This is a genomic window from Parasaccharibacter sp. TMW 2.1891 (genome assembly GCF_023337675.1).
In the GTDB taxonomy this organism is placed as follows: Bacteria; Pseudomonadota; Alphaproteobacteria; order Acetobacterales; family Acetobacteraceae; genus Bombella; species Bombella apis.
This window is the reverse complement of the sequence record NZ_QORT01000001.1, coordinates 1,054,960-1,076,425: the sequence shown is the minus strand read 5'-3', so window position 1 is coordinate 1,076,425 and position 21,466 is coordinate 1,054,960. Positions and strand designations below refer to the sequence as shown.

The window sequence follows — 21,466 nt, the reverse complement described above, 5'->3', positions numbered from 1 at the left end:
GGATATTTATGTGATGCTAGCCTTATTGTTGGAGCTTTCTCCCCGATGTCCATACACGACTGTTCGGATGATGTAACACGGTCTGCGCCCCGCACGGTCGTGATGAAATTTGGCGGGACGTCCGTCAAGGATCTGGAGCGCATCCGCATCGTGGCTGAGAAGGTCCGGAAGGAGAGAGCCAGAGGACAGCGCATTGCGGTTGTCGTCTCTGCCATGTCGGGCGTGACCAACCAGATGGTGGATTATTGCCGCTCGCTGGATGCACAGGCTGATCCGGCGGAATATGACGCTGTTGTGGCGTCTGGCGAGCAGGTGACGAGCGGTCTGCTTGCCATTGCTTTGGGGGCGCTGGGTGTGCCGGCCCGTTCTTTCCAGGGGTGGCAGATTCCCTTGCTGACGGATGAAGCCCATGGCTGCGCCGCCATCGAGGATGTAGATGGGCGTGCCCTGCGGGAATGCATGGATGAAGGTATCGTGCCCGTGATCGCCGGGTTCCAGGGAGTGGATGCCAGAGGCCGTATTGCAACACTGGGCCGTGGTGGCTCCGATACGTCCGCCGTTGCGCTGGCGGCTGCCATCAGGGCGGACCAGTGTGACATCTATACGGATGTGGATGGCATTTACACGACCGACCCAAGGATTGTTAAGCAGGCCCGCCGTCTCGAGCGGATCACTTATGAGGAAATGCTGGAGCTGGCATCCGTAGGTGCCAAGGTTCTCCAGACCCGCAGCGTGGGGCTGGCCATGCGGGAAAAGGTGCATGTGCGTGTCCTGTCCTCTTTTGTGGAGACGGATGACAGCAGCGGAACCATTGTAGTGGATGAGGACGAAAGCGTGGAAAAGAAGCTGGTGACCGGTATTGCGTATTCCATGGATGATGCGAAGATCACCATCCGACAGGTACCTGACGAGCCGGGCATTGCGGCAAGAATCTTCGAACCTCTTTCCGCTGCAGGGCTGAATGTGGACATGATCGTCCAGAGCATCGGTGCGGATCGCAGCACGAACATGACTTTCACGGTCAGCAAGGGGGATGAGAGCCGGGCCTGCCAGATTTTGGAGGCAATGCGTGCCGAGATCGGTTTTGGCGGGTTGAGCACATCCCAGAATGTCGTGAAGATCAGCGTGGTCGGCGTGGGGATGCGGTCCAATACGGGCGTGGCCACCACCATGTTCCGGACACTCGCCGAGAAAGGGATCAACATTCAGGTCATTTCCACCAGCGAGATCAAGATTTCCGTTCTGATCGATGCAGAATATATGGAGCTGGCCATGCGGGCGCTGCACACCGCCTATGGGCTTGATGCCTCCGAGGGAGCACAGGCATGAGCGGGGAAGCAAACGCACGCGAGACGCTGGACCAGCTCTGGAAACCGGGATGTGATTTCCTGGGCAGTCGGTATGCCATTCTGGGCGGGGCCATGTCCTGGGTCAGTGAACGGAATCTGGTATCGGCCATTTCCAACGCAGGCGGCTTTGGTGTGATTGCCTGCGGTGCGATGGAGCCAGAGCGGCTTGAGGAAGAGATCGTTGCCACGCAGGCGCTGACAGACAAGCCTTTTGGCGTCAATCTCATCACCATGCATCCGAAGCTGGATGCGCTGGTGGATGTCTGTCTGGCCCACAAGGTGACCCACGTCGTGCTGGCTGGTGGTGTTCCGACCGGTGCGACCATCCGCCGGGTGCGGGATGGCGGCGCCAGGGTCATGGGGTTTGCTCCGGCGCTGGCTCTGGGCAAGCGGCTCGTGAAGCTGGGGATTGAGGCTCTGGTCATTGAGGGATCCGAGGCGGGCGGTCATGTCGGCCCGGTTTCCCTGAATGTTCTGGCGCAGGAAATCCTGCCCAACATCACGGAAGTGCCCGTTTTCGTTGCGGGTGGCCTTGGCCGTGGTGATGCCGTCCTGTCCTATCTGGAGCAGGGGGCAGCCGGTGGCCAGTTCGGGACAGTGTTTGCAGCCTCCCGGGAAAGCATCGCCCATGAGCGTTTCAAGGAGGCCTTCCGTCGGGGTAATGCCCGTGATGCCGTGATGTCCGTGCAGCTGGATGAGCGCTTTCCTGTCATTCCCGTGCGTGGCTTGGCCAATGCAGCTACGCGCCATTTCATGACCCATCAGGCGGATGTGATCGAGCGTTTCCGCAAAGGAGAGATCGAGCGGGAAGCTGCCCAGCTGGAAATCGAACATTTCTGGGCTGGGGCTCTGCGCCGGGCCGTCATTGAAGGTGACGTGGAAAACGGATCCATGATGGCCGGGCAGTCTGTCGGCATGGTCAAGGAGATCCGCCCGGTAGCGGATATCATCACCACGCTGGTGGATCAGGCTGTAGAAGCCCTCCAGAAGCGTGAGAAACGCCTCCATGCGGCGGTTGCACGGTAACGGCAGGATACTGGACAGACAGCGCTGTGTTCGGACTGGAGCTCTGGTCAGATGAGGAAGAGGGGTGACGTGATGGACGATAAAGCAGGGCAGAATATGGCCGGTCAGTCATCGGCCACTCTGGGAGCTCGCCTGATGGCCCGACGCAAAGAGTTGGGCTGGAGGCTTGAGGATGTCGAGGCTTACCTGAAGGTAAGACTTGCAACACTTCAGGCTATTGAAGGCGGGCGTTATGCCGAGCTGCCAGACAAGGTCTATGCCCTTGGTTTCATCAAGAGCTATGCCCGTCTCCTGGGGATGGAGAGCGAGGAGTTCATGCAGCAGGCCAGGCAGGAGCTGTCGTCTCTTGCGCCGCCACGTCAGAGCGTCCATCTGGTTCTTCCCGGCCCTCAGGAAGGACGTTCAGCCGGTCTCTGGGTGTTGTTGGCTGTTGGTCTGGTGGTGATCGCCGGGGGATATGCCGGGTGGTATCACTTCTCTTCCCATGGGCAGCTGGCTTCGTCCGTTCTGCCGTCCCATCTGGCAGAGACTGGTGAAACGCCAGCGGCTGCGGTACCGCCTGTTGCCTCACAGCCGACTGTTCCGTCTCCAGCAGCCGGGCAGTCTGCCACGGCGCAGCCCACAGCACCGGTTCTGTCTTCTGGTGCCCAGGGGGCGGCCACGGGGGCAGGGGATACTCCGAAAGATACGCCTGATCTGCCGCCAGCGCCGGAGGCTGTTTCTCCTTCTGCTACGGCCATGCCTTCTACTGTTGATGCAGCGGGTAATGAGGTGCTTCACAATGAGGGTGATCACCCGGCCGGTTCGTCTTCTGGTGACAGTGTGACGGGGAATGCCCCGTCTGCCATGGAGACATCGAAGGCCCAGTCCCCGCAGCCGACGCCAGCGCAGCAGGCTCCTGCTCCGAGTCAGGAAGCAGCTGACAGAGTTGCAATACTGGCCCGGGAAGACAGCTGGGTGCAGGTTACGGATGCCTCTGGCAAGGTTCTGCTGGTTCGTGTGCTGAAGAAGGGAGAGAGCTGGCAGGGGACTGCTGGTGAAACCTATCGTGTGACGAGCGGCAATGCCGGGGGTGTTGTTTTTCAGGCGGGGAATGTTGTAAGCGCTCCCCTAGGGCTGCGTGGCAGGGTTGTCCGTAACGTGACGGTCGATGCAGCATCTGTGGAGCAGGGCCATTATGGTTACGGTTCCCTGGCCACCGGGGCCGGTGAGGTGCCGGGACCGGCGGACAAGCGCAGCCAATAAAATTCTGTGACCGTCCATGAGGCGGTCACGTTTATCATGGGTCAGTCCAGTCAGGACCCGGAGAGGTTATTGATGAGCAGTTTACGTCCCTATCAGCATATTGAACGCCGTAAATCACGGAAGATCTATGTTGGTAATGTTGCCGTTGGTGGCGATGCACCTGTTTCGGTGCAGACCATGACCAACACGCTGACAACGGATATCGAAGGAACGATTGCTCAGATCCGCAAGGCCGAAATGGCCGGTGTGGATATCGTCCGTGTATCCTGTCCCGATGAGGCCAGCACGAAGGCCCTGAAAACCATTGTGGAAGAAGTCAATGCGCCGATCGTGGCGGACATTCACTTCCATTACAAACGGGCTATCGAGGCAGCGGCGGCCGGTGCGGCCTGCCTGCGCATCAATCCGGGTAACATTGGCAGTGCCGATCGTGTGCGTGAGGTCGTCAAGGCAGCGCGTGATCATGGCTGCTCCATCCGTATTGGCGTCAATGCTGGGTCTCTGGAGCGGCATCTGCTGGAGAAATATGGCGAGCCGAAGCCGGAAGCACTGGTGGAAAGTGCGCTGGAACATGCGAAGATTCTGGAAGATCATGACTTCCATGAATTCAAGATCAGCGTGAAGGCTTCTGATGTTTTCATGGCCGTGGCGGCCTACAAGCAGCTGGCAGAATGCTGTGACCATCCGCTGCATATCGGCATTACGGAGGCTGGCTCCAAGCGGGCGGGGACGGTGAAGTCTGCCCTCGGGCTGGGCAATCTGCTCTGGGCTGGTGTGGGTGACACGATGCGCGTTTCCCTCTCTGCTCCTCCAGAAGAAGAGGTGCTGGTGGGCTGGGACATTCTCAAATCGCTCGGCCTGCGTCACCGTGGTGTGAAGATCATTTCCTGTCCGTCCTGTGCCCGTCAGGGTTTCAATGTGGTGGATACGGTCCAGACGCTGGAGGACCGTCTTCAGCACATCAAGACACCGCTGACACTTTCCATCATCGGCTGTGTGGTTAACGGGCCTGGTGAGGCGCTGATGACGGACATCGGTGTGACAGGTGGCGGGTCTGGTCGGCACATGGTCTATGCAGCGGGCAAGCAGGACCATACCATGCCGGCTGAGAACATGATCGACCATATCGTGGAGCTGGTGGAAGCCCGTGTGGCTGCCATTGAGGCCGGAACGGCCGAGAAGGCAGCGCACTGATGGCACGGTTTCAGCCGCCACGGGGGACGAGGGATCTGCTGGGCGAGGAGATGCGTCGCCACCAGCATGTTGTTGGTACGGGCAGGACGGTCTTCCGCCGTTATGGTTTCAGCCAGTGGGCCACCCCCATTTTTGAGGACACCCATGTTTTTGCCCGCTCTCTGGGGGAAAGCTCGGATGTTGTTTCCAAGGAAATGTATACGTTCGAGGATCGGGGAGGGGAGAGCCTGACCCTGCGTCCGGAGGGAACGGCGGGTGTGGCTCGTGCGCTGGTTTCCAATGCGCTGACACAGGCCCTGCCACAGAAGATTTTCTATACGGGCCCAATGTTCCGCTATGAACGGCCGCAGAAAGGGCGCTTCCGTCAGTTCCATCAGATCGGTGCGGAGCTGATCGGTGCGGAAAGTGCCTTCCGTGATGCCGAGATCATCGCCATGGCTCGGGACTTTCTGGTCTCGCTTGGTCTGGCGGATGATCTGCGTCTGGAGCTGAACACGCTGGGTGACAAGGCCAGCCGCATGGCATGGCGGGAGGCTCTGGTGGCCTATTTCCGCCAGCATGAGGATCGCCTTTCCGAGGACAGCCGGTCACGGCTTGAAATCAACCCGCTGCGGATTCTGGACAGCAAGGCAGAGCAGGACAGGGCCCTTCTGGCCGATGCACCAGCTTTTGATGACTATCTCAATGAGGAATCCCGTACATTCTGGGAGGAGCTGAAGGCTGGTCTGAAGGCTTTCGGCGTCTCTTTCGTGGAGAATCCCCGAATTGTTCGTGGGCTGGATTATTACAGCCATACCGTATTCGAGTTTGTTACGGACAAGCTTGGTGCGCAGGGGACCGTTCTGGCCGGTGGCCGGTATGAGGGGCTGGTTGAAGAAATGGGCGGCCCTGCCGTGCCCTGCATCGGCTGGGCCGCTGGTGTTGAACGTCTCGCCGCTCTGATTGATGCTCCGGCTGAGGAGGTCAGTGATGTGGCCATCCTGCCGATGGGGGAAGCTGCCCTGCTCAAGGCCGCTTCCATTTCCCGGGCGTTGCGGGATGGTGGTCTGGCTGTCTCGATCGAGACACGGGGCAACATGAAGAAACGCATGGACCGTGTTGTGCAGTCCGGGGCGACACATGCGCTCTTCCTGGGGGATGATGATCTGGCACGGGATGTCGTGCAGCTGCGTCATCTGGCATCACGGGAACAGGAAGAAGTGCCCGTGACGGACATCCTTGTTATCCTGGAGCGTGCCCGAGCCTCATGAGTGCGGCTATGGAGCATAAGCTGGAGCAGATCATTGCCCGCTTTGAGGAAATGCAGGCAATGATGGCCTCTGGTGAGGCCAGTGGAGACGAGTTTGTCCGTCTTTCCCGGGACTATGCTGCCATGGAAAAACCTGTGGCAGCCATCCGGGCGTGGCAGGCTGCTCAGAAGCGTCAGAAAGAGGCGCAGGCTCTGGTGCAGGACCCGGAGATGAAGGAGCTTGCCCAGCTTGAGCTGGAAGAGGTCGAGGCCGTGATGCCCGCTCTGGAGCAGGCCATGCAGCTGGCGCTTCTGCCTCGGGATGATGCTGATGAACGGAGCGCCATTCTGGAGGTCCGCCCCGCTGCCGGTGGGGATGAAGCAGCGCTGTTTGCGGCAGAACTCTTCGAGGCCTATCGTCGGTTTGCCGAGAGCAATGGCTGGCGTTTCGAGGTCATGTCCCTGACGGAAAGTGAGCTTTCTGGCATCCGGGAAGGCATGGCCACCATTACAGGGCGAGGCGTGTTTGCCCGTTTCAAATATGAGTCCGGCGTGCATCGTGTCCAGCGTGTCCCGGCGACAGAAAGCCAGGGACGCATCCATACATCTACCGTTACCGTTGCTGTGCTGCCGGAAGCGGAAGAGGTTGATGTGCAGGTGAATGAAGAAGACTTGCGGATTGATGTGTTCCGGGCCTCCGGTGCAGGGGGACAGCATGTGAACAAGACGGAGAGTGCTGTCCGTATCACGCATCTGCCGACAGGTGTTGTCGTGGCCATGCAGGAAGAAAAAAGTCAGCACCGCAACAAGGCCAAGGCCATGCAGATTCTGCGGGCCCGCCTGTATGAGGCGGAACGGCAGAAGGCGCATGACAGCAGGGCAGCCGACCGTAGATCCCAGGTTGGTACAGGAGACCGGTCTGAACGGATAAGAACCTACAACTTCCCCCAGGGGCGGGTGACAGATCACCGCATCAATCTTACTCTGTACAAGATTGATCAGGTCATGGGTGGCGAGTTTGACGAGATTGTCAGCGCCCTGACTCACCATGAGCAGATGGCCCTGCTGGCGGCGGAAATCGGCAGTTCCTGACAAGTCCCCTGGGCAGGGTGATCAGCTGTTGGAGGAGAGGCAGCGGGAGGAGTTGCCGTTGTGGTGATCGGTAGCAGCCGGATCGTTTTCATCCATCAGGAAGAAATCTCGGAAATTTTCGCTACCCACGGCTTCGAAATAATGGCCGTCCGGATTATGGAGGACACCATCTCCACTCACGTCCCGTGTTTCGGCCTTGCCATCATGCATGACGGTAACGGTGCCGCAAAGAGTATAGGGAATATCAACACGGCCCATAGGCAGAGGGATCACGGCACTATCATCAGCATGGGCGAGGTCAAGGTGGAATATCGCTGCCAGATGACCATTGAGATAGAGGCGTGTCGACTCTGACACCTCATTGGGCGCACGTCCGTCATGAACGGTGAAACTGCCCCCCGTTGGTCCATCCGGCATGGGCCCGACAGTTTCACCCTTTGCGGCTGGCAGCATCAGGATGCCGAGGCAGAGTGAAACAGGCAGGGAGCGCAGGAAACGGGCTATGGTCATCGTCTGGTTTTCCTGGATGATGGGAGGCGACAGGTCAGGGAATGAAATTCATGCGTAAAATAGACCTTTTGCAGCAGGCCGGGGAGAGGCTTTTTCAGGCCGGGATTGAAGAGGCAGCATTCGAGGCTCGCTTGCTGCTCTGCTGGGCCTGCGGGTGGACCCGGATGGAGCTGATGCAGCATGACGAGATTCCGGCCGAGGGTGTGGACCGCTTTCAGCGTGCCATTCAGCGCCGCAGCCAGCGGGAGCCGGTTGCCTTCATTACCGGGGAGCAGGGCTTCTGGACACTGGATTTTCATGTCTCGCCGGAGACATTGATCCCCCGGGGCGATAGTGAGACCCTGCTGGAAGCGCTGCTGGACCATAAGCCGGATCGTCAGTCTGTCAGATCCATTCTGGACCTTGGAACGGGCACAGGCTGCCTGCTTCTGTCTGCTCTGAGTGAATATCCACGAGCCTGGGGGTTGGGTGTGGATATTGCTCCCGCCGCCGCCGCCCTTGCCCGACGGAATGCAGGCCGCAATGGCCTGTCGGACCGGGTGGCTTTTATGGCGGGAGACTGGGCTGCTGCGGTGGGAGGGCGTTTTGATGTCGTGTTGTCCAATCCTCCCTATATTGAACATGCGGACATGGCCCATCTGATGCCTGATGTTGCGGCATATGAACCGCATCGGGCTCTGGATGGGGGAGATGATGGCTTGGTGGCCTATCGCATCCTGTGCCGGAGCCTGCCACATCTGCTTATGCCGAACGGGTGTGCCGTGCTGGAGCTGGGGATGGGACAGGCAGATGCTGTCACAGAACTGGCCGAGGCGGAAGGACTTGCGGTGCTGGAGTGCCGGAAGGACCTGGGAGGTGTGGAGCGTGCCCTGGTGCTTGCCTTTTCTTAGGAAAGCAGTTGGCTTATGGGCTGATGCCTGATAGATTGCCGCAGGAAGATACAGGGGATGGACAGCGTTACGGTGATGGCTGTCGGTCAGGCGGTAAAGTGTCGTTTCCTCTGGGAGTGATGTTTCTTCGGACAATATGGGAAGAAACGGCAGATTGGCTGCTGAAGGCGCCATTGTGACAAGATTGCAGGTTTGAAAATATGAAGCGAATGAGGAACCGTCATCATCGTTCAGGCGGCGGTGGAGGAGCATCCCGTGGCAATAATGGTCAGATTCCTCTGAACCGGAACCATGTTTTTGAGAGCAACGGGCCTGATCTGCGCATTCGTGGCACTGCCCAGCAGCTGTTCGAAAAATATCTTCAGCTGGGTCGTGATGCCACCGGTACCGGGGACCGGGTGCAGGCGGAAGCCTATTTCCAGCATGCCGAGCATTATTTTCGTATGCTCAATGCCATGAATCAGGCAGCTCAGGCGGCCCAGCAGGAGCGTGCCGAACGGCAGCGCAATTATGAGCAGACACGTCAGGAGCGCCGGGAACGTCAGGAGCATGAGGACGAGGCGGCAGCTCCGGCCCCGGTGAGTGAGCGTCGTCCGTCCGAGCGTCGTCGTCGTGCTGAAAAGCGTGATGAAGAGGCCGAGCAGGACAGCGAGGACTGAGGCCACTTTCCCGACCGTACGGCACCAAGAGAGGGCGGGTTGGCTCAGGTCAACCTGCTTTCTTTTTATGAGGCTGTCAGTGTTCTGAAATTATGGGGAAGATACCTGCCAGCACCAGATGCACGGCATCCGCAACGGCTCATTCAGCAAATTTTCAGGGGATGGGAGAAGGGAAGATGGTAGCGGCGGACGGATTTGAACCGCCGACCAAGGGATTATGATTCCCCTGCTCTACCGCTGAGCTACGCCGCCATCATGTCCTTCAGGAGGCATCTGCCTTCCGATGAAGGTGCTTTTATGGCAGGCAGATGAGGAAGTCAACAGGGAGGTGGGCTATCATCATGTTTTTTTGTTCTTTTCTATTCACTTCCTGAGGCGAGGCTGTCATTTTTCGCTGACAGCCTGTTACACCTTCAGTCAGAGGGCTTTTCCTTTTGTCCCAGCATTTCACAAACATCCTCTTTGCGTTCAGCAATGCGCTTTCCTGGTTGCCACCTGCGATCGTATCGATCCTGATGCTCGTGATCGTTGGTCTGACAGCGTTTTATGCCGGACATGGGGCGAGTGCGCTGATCCTGCGTATTCCTGGTACACGCAGCGGGGCGATGATCCGCAACACCGTCAGCGTGTTGCGTCGGCCCATGCAGGTCATGGTTACATTGCTGGTCCTTCTGGCAGCGCTGCCAGCGGCCACGGGCTTTTCATATGAGGAGGAGCAGAATCTCAGGCTGTTCTTTTTCTTTCTGCTGATTCTGGTTTTCGGCTTTTCTCTCATCAGCATGTTCCGCCTGATGTCAGAGGCATATCTGAATCGTCTGGCACGGTTGGATTATGCGGATGACATCATGGCCCGTGCTCATCAGACACAGATCAAGGTGCTGCGGCGGCTTGGAGAGATTCTCATTGGCCTTGTGACGGTTGCTTCGGCCCTGATGCTTTTTCCGTCTGTCAAACAGTATGGTGTGTCCCTTTTTGCTTCTGCCGGAGCGGCCTCGCTGATTGTTGGTCTCTCGGCGCGGGGACTTCTGACGAACCTGATAGCGGGGGTGCAGATCGCCATCACCCAGCCCATCCGGATGGAGGATCTGGTCGTCATCAATGGTGACTGGTGTTGGGTGGAGGAAATCACGGCAACGTATGTCGTGCTGCGTGTCTGGGACTGGCGACGCCATATCGTGCCCATTTCCTATTTTCTTGAAAATCGCTTTGAAAATTGGACGCACAACTCGGCCGCCATAACCGGCGTCGTGTTTCTCTGGCTTGATTATGATGCCCCAATGGATGAAATCCGGGATATGCTGAGGGAGATCGTGCGAAGCTGCCCGCTCTGGGATGGCAAGGTGTTCGATGCCCAGGTGTCGGATTGCACAGATCAGGCCATGTCGGTCCGTGTCATTGCCAGTGCCCGCAATGCCATGCAGAGCTGGGATCTGCGTTGTGACATTCGGGAAAAAGCCATTGCCCGCATCCGGGCGGAGTTCCCGCAGGCGCTGCCACGGCGGCGTGTTGCGTTCGTTTCGCCGGAAACAGGGGCAAAACTGGATGTGACAGACCCGGATACCCTTTTGTCTCCTCCAGTACATCGCCCGCCACCGGGCAGTTACATGGGGCCCGGTAGCAGGGCCGATGGGCGTAGATAGTGTGGCGAAGGAGGGTCCCCCATCAGTCTCGGGCAAGTCAGGACTGATGGGGGCGGTATTATTCTGCTGAGGCTGACGGATTGGCCATGCGGGAGTTGTGATACCCGTAGAAGCGATAGGTCAGCGCACCGATCAGGAAGTAGGTGACCAGCAGAATGACGGGAACAGGATTGCCGCCCAGCAGGGCGTGGATCATGTTGAAGATCAGTGGCAGGATCATGATCAGGCAGAAAATGATCCCCAGAACAGGCGTAAGGCCAATCCAGAATCCCCGGATACGGATTCCTCCCAGTGGCACGCTGAAGGGGCGCCGGGTATCGGCAGCATAATTGCGCTGCCAGATGACCGTAAAGCAGACCATGGCGAAGGCCAGTGCCGTCCCGAGGGAAACGAGATCGCTGATGATGTCGATGGGCAGGGTGGCTGTCATCAGGGCAATGATGGCCCCCATGATGAATGTCCCACGGGCTGGTGTGCGGTAGCGTTTGTGGATCCTGCTAAAGACGGACGGGATGAGCCCGTCCCGCCCGGTGGTCAGCAGGATGCGGGACTGACCATACATCAGGCCCAGCAGGACGGAAGAAAGGCCGATGGTGGCGCCGCCATTCACCAGCAGGGCCAGCCACGGTTTGCCCATGGCCTGTGTGGCAACGGCCAGGGGGTCAGCCACATTCAGCTTGCTGTAGGGCACGATTCCCAGCAGTACGGCTGCTACGGCAACATAGATCAGCGTGCAGATCAGCAGGCTGCCAATGATGCCGATGGGAATGTCACGTGTTGGATTGCGGGCCTCTGATGAAGCAGTGGAAACGGCTTCGAACCCTCCATAGGCAAAGAATATGATGGAGGCTGCCCGGAAGATGCCAGCCACACCAAAGTGGAAATGGGCCTGGGCCGGTGGAATGAAGGGGAACCAGTTGGCCGGGGTGATGTAACTGACACCGATGATGAGGAAGAGGAACAGGACACCAATTTTCAGGGCGACAACGAGAGAGTTGAAGCGGGCGGATTCTTCAACACCACGGGCCAGCAGGGCGGTTACCAGCAACACGGAGATGAAGCCGATCAGGTCCAGCCGGAATCCGGCTGTCAGCGCTGTTCCTTCGGAGCCGGGCACCGGCTGAAGGCTTGTCTGTGTCAGCCAGACTGGCAGATGGATGTTGAAAATGCCCAGCAGGGAGTTCATGTAGCCCGAAAGACCAGCCGCTACAGCGGTGCAGGATATGCCGTATTCAAGCAGCATCAGCCAGCTGACATTCCATGCTGCCCGTTCTCCCATGGAGATGTAGGCATAGGAGTAGGAGGAGCCGGATACCGGGAAGGTGGAAGAGAGCTCCCCATAACAGAAAGCCGTGAAGAGACAGGCTGCCGCCGCTACAAGGAAGGAGAGCAGCACGGCAGGTCCGGCATATTCAGCCGCCGCCGTACCCGTCATGACATAGACGCCCGCCCCAACGGTCGTTCCGACCCCCATGAGCAGAAGCTGCGTGGCTGTCAGACTTCTTTTGAGCGTGACGGAATCATTTTCTGCCGTGATCTGGCTCATGGTCTTGCGCCGTGGATCACGACGCCTGGCGGAGGAGGAGGAACGTTTACGCATAAAGAGGGTGGATCATCCAGAAATAGACAGCGGACTTGATGGATGGGCAGGTTGCCCCTGCGGCCATCCTCGCCTCGTAATCGGAAATGGAAACCATGCAGCAGCCTGCGCCCTTCAGGATGGAGGCTGCTTCATGGTCGAGTTATGCCGTCCATAGAACAGATAGGTCGCAAAACCCAGCCCTGTATAGAGGATGAAGAAGGCCAGCGGGATGATGTTACCCTGCAGGGTGACGTGCAGTATGTTCAGCCCCAGGGGAACAATCATGCAGAGGCAGAAGAAAATGCCCAGCATGGGCGTGATGCCCAGCCAGATCCCCCGGATGCGGATTCCTCCGAGTGGCACCTGGAAGGGCCGGTGTGTCTCCGGTGCCCTGTTGCGTTGCCAGATGACAGTGAAGCAGACGATGCTGAAGGCCAGTGTGGTGCCAATGCAGAGCAGATCCCCCAGCAGTGCGATGGGCATGGTGGCGCTCATCAGCCCCAGGATGAGGCCCAGCAGCAGCGTGGCCAGCCATGGTGTCCTGAAGCGTGGATGCACGACGCTGAAGATGCCCGGTAGAAGTCCGTCATGGCTGATGGCGTGGACCATGCGGGAAATTGCATAAAGCAGACCGATAAGAACGGAGAACAGCCCGACCGTGGCCCCTGCATTGATGAGAAAGGCCATCCACGGCTGATTCATGAGGCCCGTTGCGATGGCCAGAGGGTCTGGCACATCCAGCATCTGATAGGGCGCAATGCCCAGCAGTACGGCCGCCACGGTGACATAAACCAACGTACAGATGATGAGACTGCCGATGATGCCTATGGGCACATCCCTGGTGGGGTTGCGGGCTTCTGCCGCTGCGGTGGAGACGGTTTCGAAACCACCATAGGCAAAGAAGATGATCGAGGCAGCCCGGAAGATGCCAGCCACGCCGAAATGGAAATTCCCTTCCGAAGGCGGGATGAATGGGTGCCAGTAGGCAGGATGGAGATAGAACAGGCCAACCCCGACAAACAGTGCCAGCACGCCGATCTTGATGCTGACGAAGGCCGTGTTGAACCGTGCTGCGACCTCAATCCCACGGGTCAGGACCAGGCTGATGAACAGCATGACAACCAAGCCGATCAGGTTGAAGCTGGGATGAAAGGCCAGCAGGCCGGTACTTGAATGAGGGATGGACTGAAAGGTTGTCTGGGAAATGACAGCCGGGAGATGGATGCCGAACCCACTGAGCAGGGATGTCAGGTAGCCCGAAAAGCCGGCCGCCACGGCGGTACCGGCAATGCCATATTCCAGTATGAGCAGCCAGCCGGTCACCCACGCCATTTTCTCGCCCATGGAGAGATAGGCATAAGCATAGGCTGACCCGGAGACAGGGAAGGTGGAGGCCAGCTCCCCATAACAGAGTGCCGTGAACAGGCACGCCGCAGCGGCAATCAGGAAAGAGAGAAGGACGGAAGGCCCGGCATACTCTGCTGCCGCCGTCCCCGTGATGACGTACACGCCCGCTCCAATGGCGGTCCCCACGCCCATGAGCAGGAGCTGCGTGGCGCCAAGGCTGCGCTTGAAGTTATGCTGTTCACCAGCGGACTGTATCTGGGAGAGGGTCTTGCGGCGCGCCTTGTTCATGGCGTGGTCAGCTGGGGCATGAGTGTCACGATTCCTGCATAACGGGGCTGGAACGGTATGATACCGGAATGTTTTTATTCATGACTCCTTGGAAAGCCTTTGTAAATTATGCTTGCGGAGTTTTTCTGTGCTCAGGGGTGAAAATGGAGAAGGCAGACGCTGCCAAGGCCGGCAAGGATGCAGTAAATGCCGAATCCTGTCAGGGTGTGCCGGTTGTCATCATGGAAGAAGCGCAGCAGGAGCCGGGAGCAGATGAGGGCCGTTACGCCAGCCACGACAGCGCCAATGAGGGACTGCGTGATCATGCTGCTGGAGAGATGGACATGGCGGAGCTGCCAGGCCTCTTTGGCCGTGGCTGCCAGAATGATCGGCTGGGCCATGAGCAGGGAAAAGCGTGTCGCTGTCAGATGGTCCAGTCCCCGCATCAGCCCACCATTAATGGTGGCACCGGAGCGTGATAGCCCGGGGAACAGGGCTAGACATTGCCAGAGGCCGATGATGAGGGCATCTTTCCAGGAGAGTTCCTGTGTCTGGTAGGCATTGTCCTGTTCATGCCGGAGGGCCCGGCGGCGCATGATCTCCGTCAGGATGAGCAGCAGGCCGTTGAGGGTCAGGAATCCTGCCACCATGAGCGGATTGGCAAAAACGAGCCGCAGGTGATGCTCAAACAGTCCGCCCATGATGACGGCTGGTATTGTGGCCACGACAAGCAGGCTGCACAGGTGGATCGCCTTGTTGCGGGTTCTGGCTGTTCTGCGGGGGGAGAAGAGGCCGAGCAGGATAGCCCGCCAGTCCCCCCAGAAGACATGCGCCAGAGCCACCAGCGTGCCGACATGCAGCATGGTCAGAAAGGGCAGGAAGGTCGGGCTGTGTTCATCCAGCGACCAGTGAAGGATTCCGGGCAGAAGGACGGCATGGCCAAGGCTGCTGACAGGGAAGGGTTCCGTGATGCCCTGGATGATGGCGAGGATGAAGGCCTGGAGATCTGTCATGCGGAACCATGGTCTGTCTGGAGGTGGGGGAGATTGAGGAAAAGCCGTGACGGATGCTGGTGGGAAAGTCCCATCTATGGTAGCGGTAACGTTCTGTTGTTTTTCATGAAATCAGCTTCTCCGGTCGCAAGGCTAGCAGACTGGGGCGTGAATTTCGAGGTATCTATGTGGGCGATCCTTAAAGGGCGTGGCGGAGCATTCATTGCCAGCAGCTGTGTTCTTCTGGCAGCCGGCGGGTTCGTTGCCTATGGGCTGGGCCTGCTGGAGGGGCCGGATCGCCACATGACAGGCTATCATGCGACATTCAGTTCCGCGAATGGTCTGGATGAGGGGGCTGACGTGGACCTTGGCGGTGTAACCGTGGGGCGTGTGCGTTCCATCACGCTAAATCCGGAAACCGCCATCGTGGACGTGCAGTTTGCCGTACGGGATGATCTGAAGCTCCCGCAGGATACGGCTGTGGCCATTGCGGCACCGACCATTGGCGGGGACAATGCCCTTCAGCTGCTGCCCGGCAAGGCAGGGCAGACATTGCCGGCTGGTGCCACCATTCTGGATGCCCACCCCCTGCTGTCTCTGGAGCAGCAGATCAGCAATTACATATTTGGTGCGGGCAGGCTTTAGGCTGTGTTTTCCCGCCGGGCGGCAAAGGACCGGCGGGGTCTGTCCCGGTTGTTGCCTGCCTCAGTCGTTGGTCGGGTAGGACGCCAGCAGGCGCCGCTGCTTCAGCCAGGAGCGGAGCATCCCCAGAATGCCGGAACTTTTCCAGCCTTCTTTCTTTTTTGCAGCACCGATGAGGAAGGCCTGCCGGTAATGGTAGATCTGGGTGCGGTAGGCCTCTGTCAGAGTCGTGCGCCGGTCCCAGATATGGATGGCCTCTGACCCGACCCCATTGATCTCGATGATCTGAAAATCTTCCCCACGCTTCAGAGCTTCTGGTGAAGCCATCTTGAGGTCGATCCGGCCGAAATGGAAGTCCGGTATGTCCAGCATGATGGCGTTGATGCGTTCCGTGAGTGCCGGAGTGATGTCCGGCCTCCCATTCCGGAAGATGGACCCCTTGCAGTGATTTCCGGCAAAAACCAGTGACAGCGTTTCTCCGGCGGGCAGAATCTCGGTTTCACGGCCACTGATACGGGGCAGATAGAGCTGTGGCACCTGTCGCATCCGGGGGTCGGCCATGATGAGCTCCTTGAGTGTGGAGCGACCATTGCCAGTCAGGACAGGGGCTTCCTTGTAAGTGAGGGAGGTGATGCGGCCGACAGGCTCATCAGGATGACGGATATAGAAGATGCCTGCTTCCATCGGGTAGGTGATGAGCTGCTGCACCATCAGGGCCACACCCGCCGGGAAGAGTGGCAGCACCTCGTGGAGCATGGCCAGGGAGGTGATCAGCCTCACTCCCGTACCGTTACAGCCGATGTCAGGCTTGAGCACGACCGGGAAGTCGATCCCCATTTCCTTCATGGCGGCCAGCACATCCCGGGCTGCATCAGCTCCGTTATGAATGATCCGATACGGGGCAATGGCCTCTCGGGCCGTGGGGCCGACCATGTCCAGAATGGAGCTTTTGCTCTCGCCACAGAGGCCACCTGTTTCGATACGGGGATTGGCAGCCGTGGAGATGCTGAGGTCTCCATGACGTAACCCCATGAGAATCCAGTAGATGACGATGGGGGTATAGAAAATGCTGTCGGGCCAGAACTCGAAGAGGGACAGCGTCTTGTGATGGGAAGAAGGTGCTGTCATGGACTATGTGTTCCTACGTTGCAGGTGGCTGATGAAACGTCCCATCAGGAAAATGCAGAGGATGAAGCCGATGATTCCCGCCCAGCGCCAGCCACCCTGATGCGCCAGAAGCCACCCGCCAACATGCAGTGCCAGCAGGAAGAGCAGGCTTGTCCAGACCAGCGTTGCGCCGATGGCCGTCAGGGCGAAGGCCAGAAAGGGCGCACGGAAGAAACCGCAGGCCGTATAGAGCGGCAGGCGGCTGCCTGGAACAAAGCGGGAAATGGCCACAACCCCTATGATGTTGCGGGAGAACCACCGTTTTGCCTGCTCCTCGCTGGGGAGGGTCAGGAAACGGCGCAGGAACGTCCATCGGCTTCCTGCCAGACCGAGGGCATAAAGGCCCATGTCACCCAGGGCCACCCCGGCATAAAGGCTGCCAAGTGCCAGAGGGATGGAAATCTGGTTTCCTTTGGACGCAATGGCCGCCAGGACGGTTGCAACATCTTCCAGGATAAAGGTACCAAGGATGACAGAAAAGGCTTTCAGCCAGACAGGCTGGGACGCCATGATAGCGCTGATACGGATCACAAAGAACGGTCCTGGCTGTGGTTGGCGGGACTGTGCCATGAAATGCGTCTGTCCGCAATCGGCAGTGCCGGGTATATCGGGGCGTTCCTTTGGATGATGAAGGGGAGATCAGGCGTGATGGGAAGTGGAATGATGAAGAGGCGTCATTTTCTGGCTGCCACGGCAGGAGGGTTGATGATGGGCGGTCTGCCTGCCTGGGCAGGTGGTCGGGCGGTGGCCTCTCGGGGGACGGCCGATTATGCAGCGTTCCTGGGAGGTGTGCGGCAGCAGGCCCTGTCGGCTGGTGTGCCGTCGGCTATTGTGGAGCAGTCCCTTGCGCTGGCTCAGGCCCCCAATCAGGAGGTTTTGCGGCTGGACCGGCACCAGCCGGAATTTACCCTGACATGGGCGCAGTACCGTGCACGTGTGATCTCGTCTGCCCGGGAAGAAAAAGGGCGGCAGGCCTGGCAGAGGGTGCGGGGGACACTGTCGCCTTTGGGGCAGACGCTGGGCTGTGATGACAACGCCATCATGGGCATATGGGGGCTGGAATCAGGGTTTGGAGAGCATCAGGGCCGTTTTAATGTCATCGAGGCCTTGGCCACTCTGGCCTTTGATGGCAGGCGGGCTGCCTTTTTCCGTAGCGAGCTGATCAAGGCCATGCAGATATTGGCTCAGGGGGCCATCAGTCCGGCCAGCATGCTTGGCAGCTATGCCGGTGCCATGGGGCAGCCTCAGTTCATGCCGAGTGCCTATCTGCGTTTTGCGGCGGATGGTGATGGTGATGGAAAGGCGAATATCTGGAGTTCCGAAGCGGATGTTTTTGCCTCCATTGCCAATTACCTGGGACGGTCGGGCTGGCGGCGTGGTGAACCCTGGGGAGAAGAGGTTGTGGTCCCGCTGGGGAGCAATGGGCAGTTCACGGCTCTGGCTGCCACGAAATCCCGCCATGCCCCCGTGCATCCTGTCAGCACGTGGCAGGCTATGGGGGTGAGGCCGGTCCAGTCTTCCGGGTTCCTGGCACCGCAGGCCACGGGCAGCCTGCTCCAGCCGGATGGACCTGGTGGACAGGCCTTCCTCGTTTATCATAATTTCCGTGCGATACGGGCCTACAATCCTTCCGATTATTATGCATTGGCGGTCGGGATTCTGGGCGATAGGATGACCCGATAATCACGCCGTCCGGCATGGTGCCGGGTGGCCCGCATGGCGGGCATCGCAGGTTTTTTCATGAAGGCCCCGCCGGTATGGCGGGCATGCAGTGCGGGGATTGACGTGCAGACAAGACGTTCTCTCATGGGGGGAGTTGCCGGTTTTACGGCATGTTCCCTGCTGGCATCATCACGGGCCGGGCAGGCCGCCGGGCTGCACAGGCAGGGGCGGGGGCGTCCGGCAGGGCAGGTGAAGGAAGCAGGTCCGGCCACCGATTCGGTCGTGGGGGATGCCGTGACTCCAATGGGCCCCATGCCGACCTCTGCCCGTTGGGCCTATATTCTCGACAGCACGACGGGGACGGTGTTGCTGAGTCGCAATGCGGAAGAGCGGATGCCGCCATCATCCCTTACCAAGATGATGACGGCCTATGTCGTTTTTGCTTTTCTGGCCTCCGGGCGTATCCGGCTGGAGCAGGAATTCCCTGTCAGCTCCAGGGCCTGGAAGATGGAAGGTTCCCGCATGTTTGTCCCGCTTGGCAGTTCTGTCAGCGTGGAGAATCTGATCCGTGGCATGCTCATCCAGTCCGGCAATGATGCCTGTGTCGTGCTGGCGGAGGGGATTGCGGGGTCTGAAGAGCGTTTCGTGGCCTTGATGAACGAGGCAGCCCAGCGCATTGGCTTACGCAACTCTCATTTCATGAACGTGACCGGTCTGCCGGATGCCAGCCATTACATGTGCGCTCAGGATGTGGCCATGCTGGCGCAGCATCTCATTCGTGATTTCCCCCGTTATTACGGGTTCTTCGGGGAGAAGGAATTCACCTTCAACCATATCCGTCAGGGGAACCGCAATGTGCTGGTCGACAAGGGGCTGGCTGATGGTCTGAAGACTGGCCATACCGATGCAGGGGGGTTTGGCCTGTGTGCCAGTTCAGAACGGAACGGCAACCGTGTCATTGTCGTCATCAATGGGACTGTCTCTACCAATGAGCGTGCTCATGAGGGTGAGCGGCTGATGAGCTGGGCATTCTCCAGTTTTGAGACGGTTCAGCTGCTGCACAAGGGGCAGGTTGTGGAGCCGGCCGCTGCCGTGTGGAATGGGGAGCATCGCACGGTTGGTCTGGCTGTTGCGGAGGATGTCAGCCTGACCATCCCTGTCGGCTGGTCCTCGAAAGTGCAGATCAGCGTGGATTATCCGTCCCCCATTCCGGCACCGGTGGCAGCAGGGCAGAAGTCTGGCCATGTTTCCGTTGGCCTGCCAGGTCAGCCCAGGGTCTATTCACCACTTTATACGGTGTCTCCGGTCGGTGAGCTTGGCTTTGCAGGGCGGATCCTGTCACGGTTCGGCCATGCTCCGCAGTAAGACCGGGGGAGTGTTCATTACATTGGAAGGGGGGGAAGGTGCGGGCAAAAGCACGCAGCTGGCCCGCCTTTCCAAGCAGCTGGAAGGCGCAGGTTTCCCGGTTTTCCAGACGAGAGAGCCCGGTGGGACGCCAGCAGCCGAAGCGTTGCGGAACCTGCTCCTTTTTGGGGAGGAGAGTTTCTGCTGGCAGGCGGAGATCATGCTTCATATGGCGGCCCGGTCGGATCACCTCGCCAGGGCAATCCGACCGGCTCTGGCAGAAGGGAAAATCGTCCTCTGTGATCGATTCCATGATTCCACATGGGCCTATCAAGGGTATGGAATCGGAGAGGGCCGGGCAGAGGTTCTGGAGTATATCCGCTCCCTGCGGCAGGTCGTGGGAGGAGAGCCTGATGTAACGTTATGGCTGGACCTGCCCTGCGAAGTGGCCCGTCAGCGTATTTCCCGGCGGGGTGGAAAGCTGGACAGGTACGAGGGACAGCAGATGCAGTTTCATCAGCGTGTGCGGGCTGGTTTTCAGGATATTGCCGAGAAGGATCCTGCCCGCATCCGGCGGGTTGATGCCAGCCAGTCGCTGGAAGAGGTGCAGGCGCACCTATACGCTCTCGTGCGGCAGCATATGGCTGGAGAGGGCGCTGCGTGAGGGGGCCGCCGCCTGAACCACGTCTGGCAGCCCATGTGTATGGGCATCAGGCAGCCATACAGCAGTTTGAAGAGTCTTTTGCGTCTGGCAGGCTGCATCATGCGTGGCTGATTTCTGGCCCGTCCGGTGTAGGCAAGGTGACATTGGCGTTCCATCTGGCCCGCAGGCTGCTGGGGGGCAGCGATCTGGAAAGTCCTGCTGGACGGCGCATCTCTGCGGGGACGCATGGAGATCTGTTGACGATTGCCCGGAAGATGGACCCCCGCAAGGGACAGCTGAAGGGGGAGATCACGGTTGCCGATGTCCAGCCCATCCAGAATTTTCTGCATCACACGGCCACGGAGGGTGGCTGGCGGGTCGTGGTCGTGGACGGGCTGGAAAGTCTGAACCGTTTTGCCGCCAATGCGCTGCTGAAGATTCTTGAGGAACCTCCGCCGAAGACCGCTCTCTTCCTGACGACTTCTTCACCGGGCACATTGCTGCCGACATTGCGGAGCCGTTGCCGTGTGCTGGCCCTGGCCGGGCTGGATGAGGCTGACATGAAGGCCGTTCTGCCTGACGTGCCGGATGATGTCCTGCATTGTGCCCATGGGTCTCCCGGTCGTGCCCTGTTTCTGGCACAGGACCGGGACGGCATCTGTGCCGGGCTGGTGGAGCGGGCATTGGCCGGTGAAGAGCTGGATCATGAAAATTGGGTGATCGTCAGCCAGATCGCTCGTGAAGCAGAGGGTTTTGCGTTAGTGTGCGATCTGCTAGGCGAGGCACTGGCCGGTCAGGCACGGGATGCCGCTTTTGCGGGAGATCTGCCCCGGGCAGCTCTCATGGCGGATCGGGCCGGGCGGTTGGGGCAGATGCGGATGCAGAGTGAGCGCTTCAGCCTTGACAGGGCCGAGGCCATCCGGGAAGTCCTTGCTCTGGCCCGCCAAGGGTAGCAGGCCCGGTTGTGGGTTTTGGTAAAATTTGGAC

Annotated in this window: 20 protein-coding genes and 1 tRNA gene; 14 read left to right on the top strand and 7 right to left on the bottom strand. The window is 59.2% G+C overall.

Annotated elements, in window-relative coordinates:
- The first annotated feature begins 45 nt into the window (after window positions 1-45).
- From DTJ15_RS04715 to prfA, 6 genes are all read left to right on the top strand, one after another.
- Window positions 46-1,329 (top strand): aspartate kinase, encoded by a 1,284-nt coding sequence (locus DTJ15_RS04715; RefSeq protein ID WP_043559949.1) that lies wholly within the window; start codon window positions 46-48, stop codon window positions 1,327-1,329.
- Window positions 1,326-2,375 (top strand): nitronate monooxygenase family protein, encoded by a 1,050-nt coding sequence (locus DTJ15_RS04710; protein WP_043559951.1) that lies wholly within the window; start codon window positions 1,326-1,328, stop codon window positions 2,373-2,375. Before DTJ15_RS04715 ends, DTJ15_RS04710 begins: the two co-directional genes overlap by 4 nt.
- Before the next feature lie 72 nt (window positions 2,376-2,447).
- On the top strand, window positions 2,448-3,620 hold the full coding sequence (locus DTJ15_RS04705; RefSeq protein WP_249085705.1) for a RodZ domain-containing protein: 1,173 nt from the start codon (window positions 2,448-2,450) through the stop codon (window positions 3,618-3,620).
- Between the two features lie 72 nt (window positions 3,621-3,692).
- Window positions 3,693-4,814: a flavodoxin-dependent (E)-4-hydroxy-3-methylbut-2-enyl-diphosphate synthase gene (gene ispG / locus DTJ15_RS04700; RefSeq protein WP_043559955.1), complete on the top strand. Its 1,122-nt coding sequence runs from the start codon at window positions 3,693-3,695 to the stop codon at window positions 4,812-4,814.
- Window positions 4,814-6,064: a histidine--tRNA ligase gene (gene hisS / locus DTJ15_RS04695; RefSeq protein WP_086441698.1), complete on the top strand. Its 1,251-nt coding sequence runs from the start codon at window positions 4,814-4,816 to the stop codon at window positions 6,062-6,064. The genes ispG and hisS overlap by 1 nt, the downstream gene beginning before the upstream one ends.
- Complete coding sequence (prfA, locus tag DTJ15_RS04690) at window positions 6,061-7,134, top strand: peptide chain release factor 1 (protein ID WP_249109532.1); 1,074 nt, start codon at window positions 6,061-6,063, stop codon at window positions 7,132-7,134. Before hisS ends, prfA begins: the two co-directional genes overlap by 4 nt.
- A gap of 21 nt (window positions 7,135-7,155) precedes the next feature.
- On the opposite strand, the gene DTJ15_RS04685 is transcribed toward prfA, so the two are convergent.
- Complete coding sequence (locus DTJ15_RS04685) at window positions 7,156-7,644, bottom strand: hypothetical protein (protein WP_249109531.1); 489 nt, start codon at window positions 7,642-7,644, stop codon at window positions 7,156-7,158.
- A gap of 50 nt (window positions 7,645-7,694) precedes the next feature.
- Here DTJ15_RS04685 and prmC point away from each other — a divergent pair, with 50 nt between their 5' ends.
- The gene (gene prmC, locus DTJ15_RS04680; protein ID WP_154981401.1) at window positions 7,695-8,534 is read left to right on the top strand and encodes a peptide chain release factor N(5)-glutamine methyltransferase; all 840 of its coding nucleotides are present in this window, start codon (window positions 7,695-7,697) and stop codon (window positions 8,532-8,534) included.
- Between the two features lie 200 nt (window positions 8,535-8,734).
- Window positions 8,735-9,193 (top strand): DUF4167 domain-containing protein, encoded by a 459-nt coding sequence (locus DTJ15_RS04675; protein WP_081563211.1) that lies wholly within the window; start codon window positions 8,735-8,737, stop codon window positions 9,191-9,193.
- A gap of 177 nt (window positions 9,194-9,370) precedes the next feature.
- Here DTJ15_RS04675 and DTJ15_RS04670 read toward each other — a convergent pair.
- Window positions 9,371-9,445 (bottom strand) — tRNA-Met (locus DTJ15_RS04670).
- A gap of 182 nt (window positions 9,446-9,627) precedes the next feature.
- On the opposite strand from DTJ15_RS04670, the gene DTJ15_RS04665 reads away from it, so the two are divergent.
- Window positions 9,628-10,833, top strand: coding sequence for a mechanosensitive ion channel family protein (locus DTJ15_RS04665; RefSeq protein ID WP_081563210.1), 1,206 nt, complete (start codon window positions 9,628-9,630; stop codon window positions 10,831-10,833).
- Window positions 10,834-10,891: 58 nt separating this feature from the next.
- Here DTJ15_RS04665 and DTJ15_RS04660 read toward each other — a convergent pair whose 3' ends face one another.
- The 3 genes from DTJ15_RS04660 to DTJ15_RS04650 all read right to left on the bottom strand — a co-directional run bounded on the left by DTJ15_RS04660 (window position 10,892) and on the right by DTJ15_RS04650 (window position 15,042).
- Window positions 10,892-12,433: an APC family permease gene (locus tag DTJ15_RS04660; RefSeq protein ID WP_043559966.1), complete on the bottom strand. Its 1,542-nt coding sequence runs from the start codon at window positions 12,431-12,433 to the stop codon at window positions 10,892-10,894.
- A gap of 114 nt (window positions 12,434-12,547) precedes the next feature.
- Window positions 12,548-14,050: an APC family permease gene (locus DTJ15_RS04655; protein ID WP_081563208.1), complete on the bottom strand. Its 1,503-nt coding sequence runs from the start codon at window positions 14,048-14,050 to the stop codon at window positions 12,548-12,550.
- Between the two features lie 131 nt (window positions 14,051-14,181).
- A complete protein-coding gene (locus tag DTJ15_RS04650) occupies window positions 14,182-15,042 on the bottom strand; it encodes an undecaprenyl-diphosphate phosphatase (protein WP_249109530.1) in 861 nt (286 codons plus the stop codon).
- A 165-nt stretch (window positions 15,043-15,207) separates the two neighbouring features.
- On the opposite strand from DTJ15_RS04650, the gene DTJ15_RS04645 reads away from it, so the two are divergent.
- Window positions 15,208-15,666, top strand: coding sequence for an MlaD family protein (locus DTJ15_RS04645; RefSeq protein WP_043559972.1), 459 nt, complete (start codon window positions 15,208-15,210; stop codon window positions 15,664-15,666).
- 60 nt (window positions 15,667-15,726) lie between these two features.
- Here DTJ15_RS04645 and DTJ15_RS04640 read toward each other — a convergent pair whose 3' ends face one another.
- Both DTJ15_RS04640 and DTJ15_RS04635 read right to left on the bottom strand, forming a co-directional pair.
- A complete protein-coding gene (locus DTJ15_RS04640) occupies window positions 15,727-16,791 on the bottom strand; it encodes a D-alanine--D-alanine ligase (RefSeq protein WP_081563207.1) in 1,065 nt (354 codons plus the stop codon).
- Between the two features lie 3 nt (window positions 16,792-16,794).
- Window positions 16,795-17,340 (bottom strand): DedA family protein, encoded by a 546-nt coding sequence (locus DTJ15_RS04635; RefSeq protein WP_086431524.1) that lies wholly within the window; start codon window positions 17,338-17,340, stop codon window positions 16,795-16,797.
- 150 nt (window positions 17,341-17,490) lie between these two features.
- On the opposite strand from DTJ15_RS04635, the gene DTJ15_RS04630 reads away from it, so the two are divergent.
- From DTJ15_RS04630 to DTJ15_RS04615, 4 genes are read left to right on the top strand one after another with little or no spacing between them, the layout of a single operon-like run.
- Window positions 17,491-18,513, top strand: coding sequence for a lytic transglycosylase domain-containing protein (locus DTJ15_RS04630; protein ID WP_408902171.1), 1,023 nt, complete (start codon window positions 17,491-17,493; stop codon window positions 18,511-18,513).
- 57 nt (window positions 18,514-18,570) lie between these two features.
- On the top strand, window positions 18,571-19,857 hold the full coding sequence (locus tag DTJ15_RS04625; protein ID WP_408902170.1) for a D-alanyl-D-alanine carboxypeptidase family protein: 1,287 nt from the start codon (window positions 18,571-18,573) through the stop codon (window positions 19,855-19,857).
- On the top strand, window positions 19,844-20,500 hold the full coding sequence (gene tmk / locus DTJ15_RS04620) for a dTMP kinase (RefSeq protein WP_249109528.1): 657 nt from the start codon (window positions 19,844-19,846) through the stop codon (window positions 20,498-20,500). Before DTJ15_RS04625 ends, tmk begins: the two co-directional genes overlap by 14 nt.
- On the top strand, window positions 20,497-21,432 hold the full coding sequence (locus DTJ15_RS04615) for a DNA polymerase III subunit delta' (protein WP_249109527.1): 936 nt from the start codon (window positions 20,497-20,499) through the stop codon (window positions 21,430-21,432). Before tmk ends, DTJ15_RS04615 begins: the two co-directional genes overlap by 4 nt.
- Window positions 21,433-21,466 lie beyond the last annotated feature (34 nt).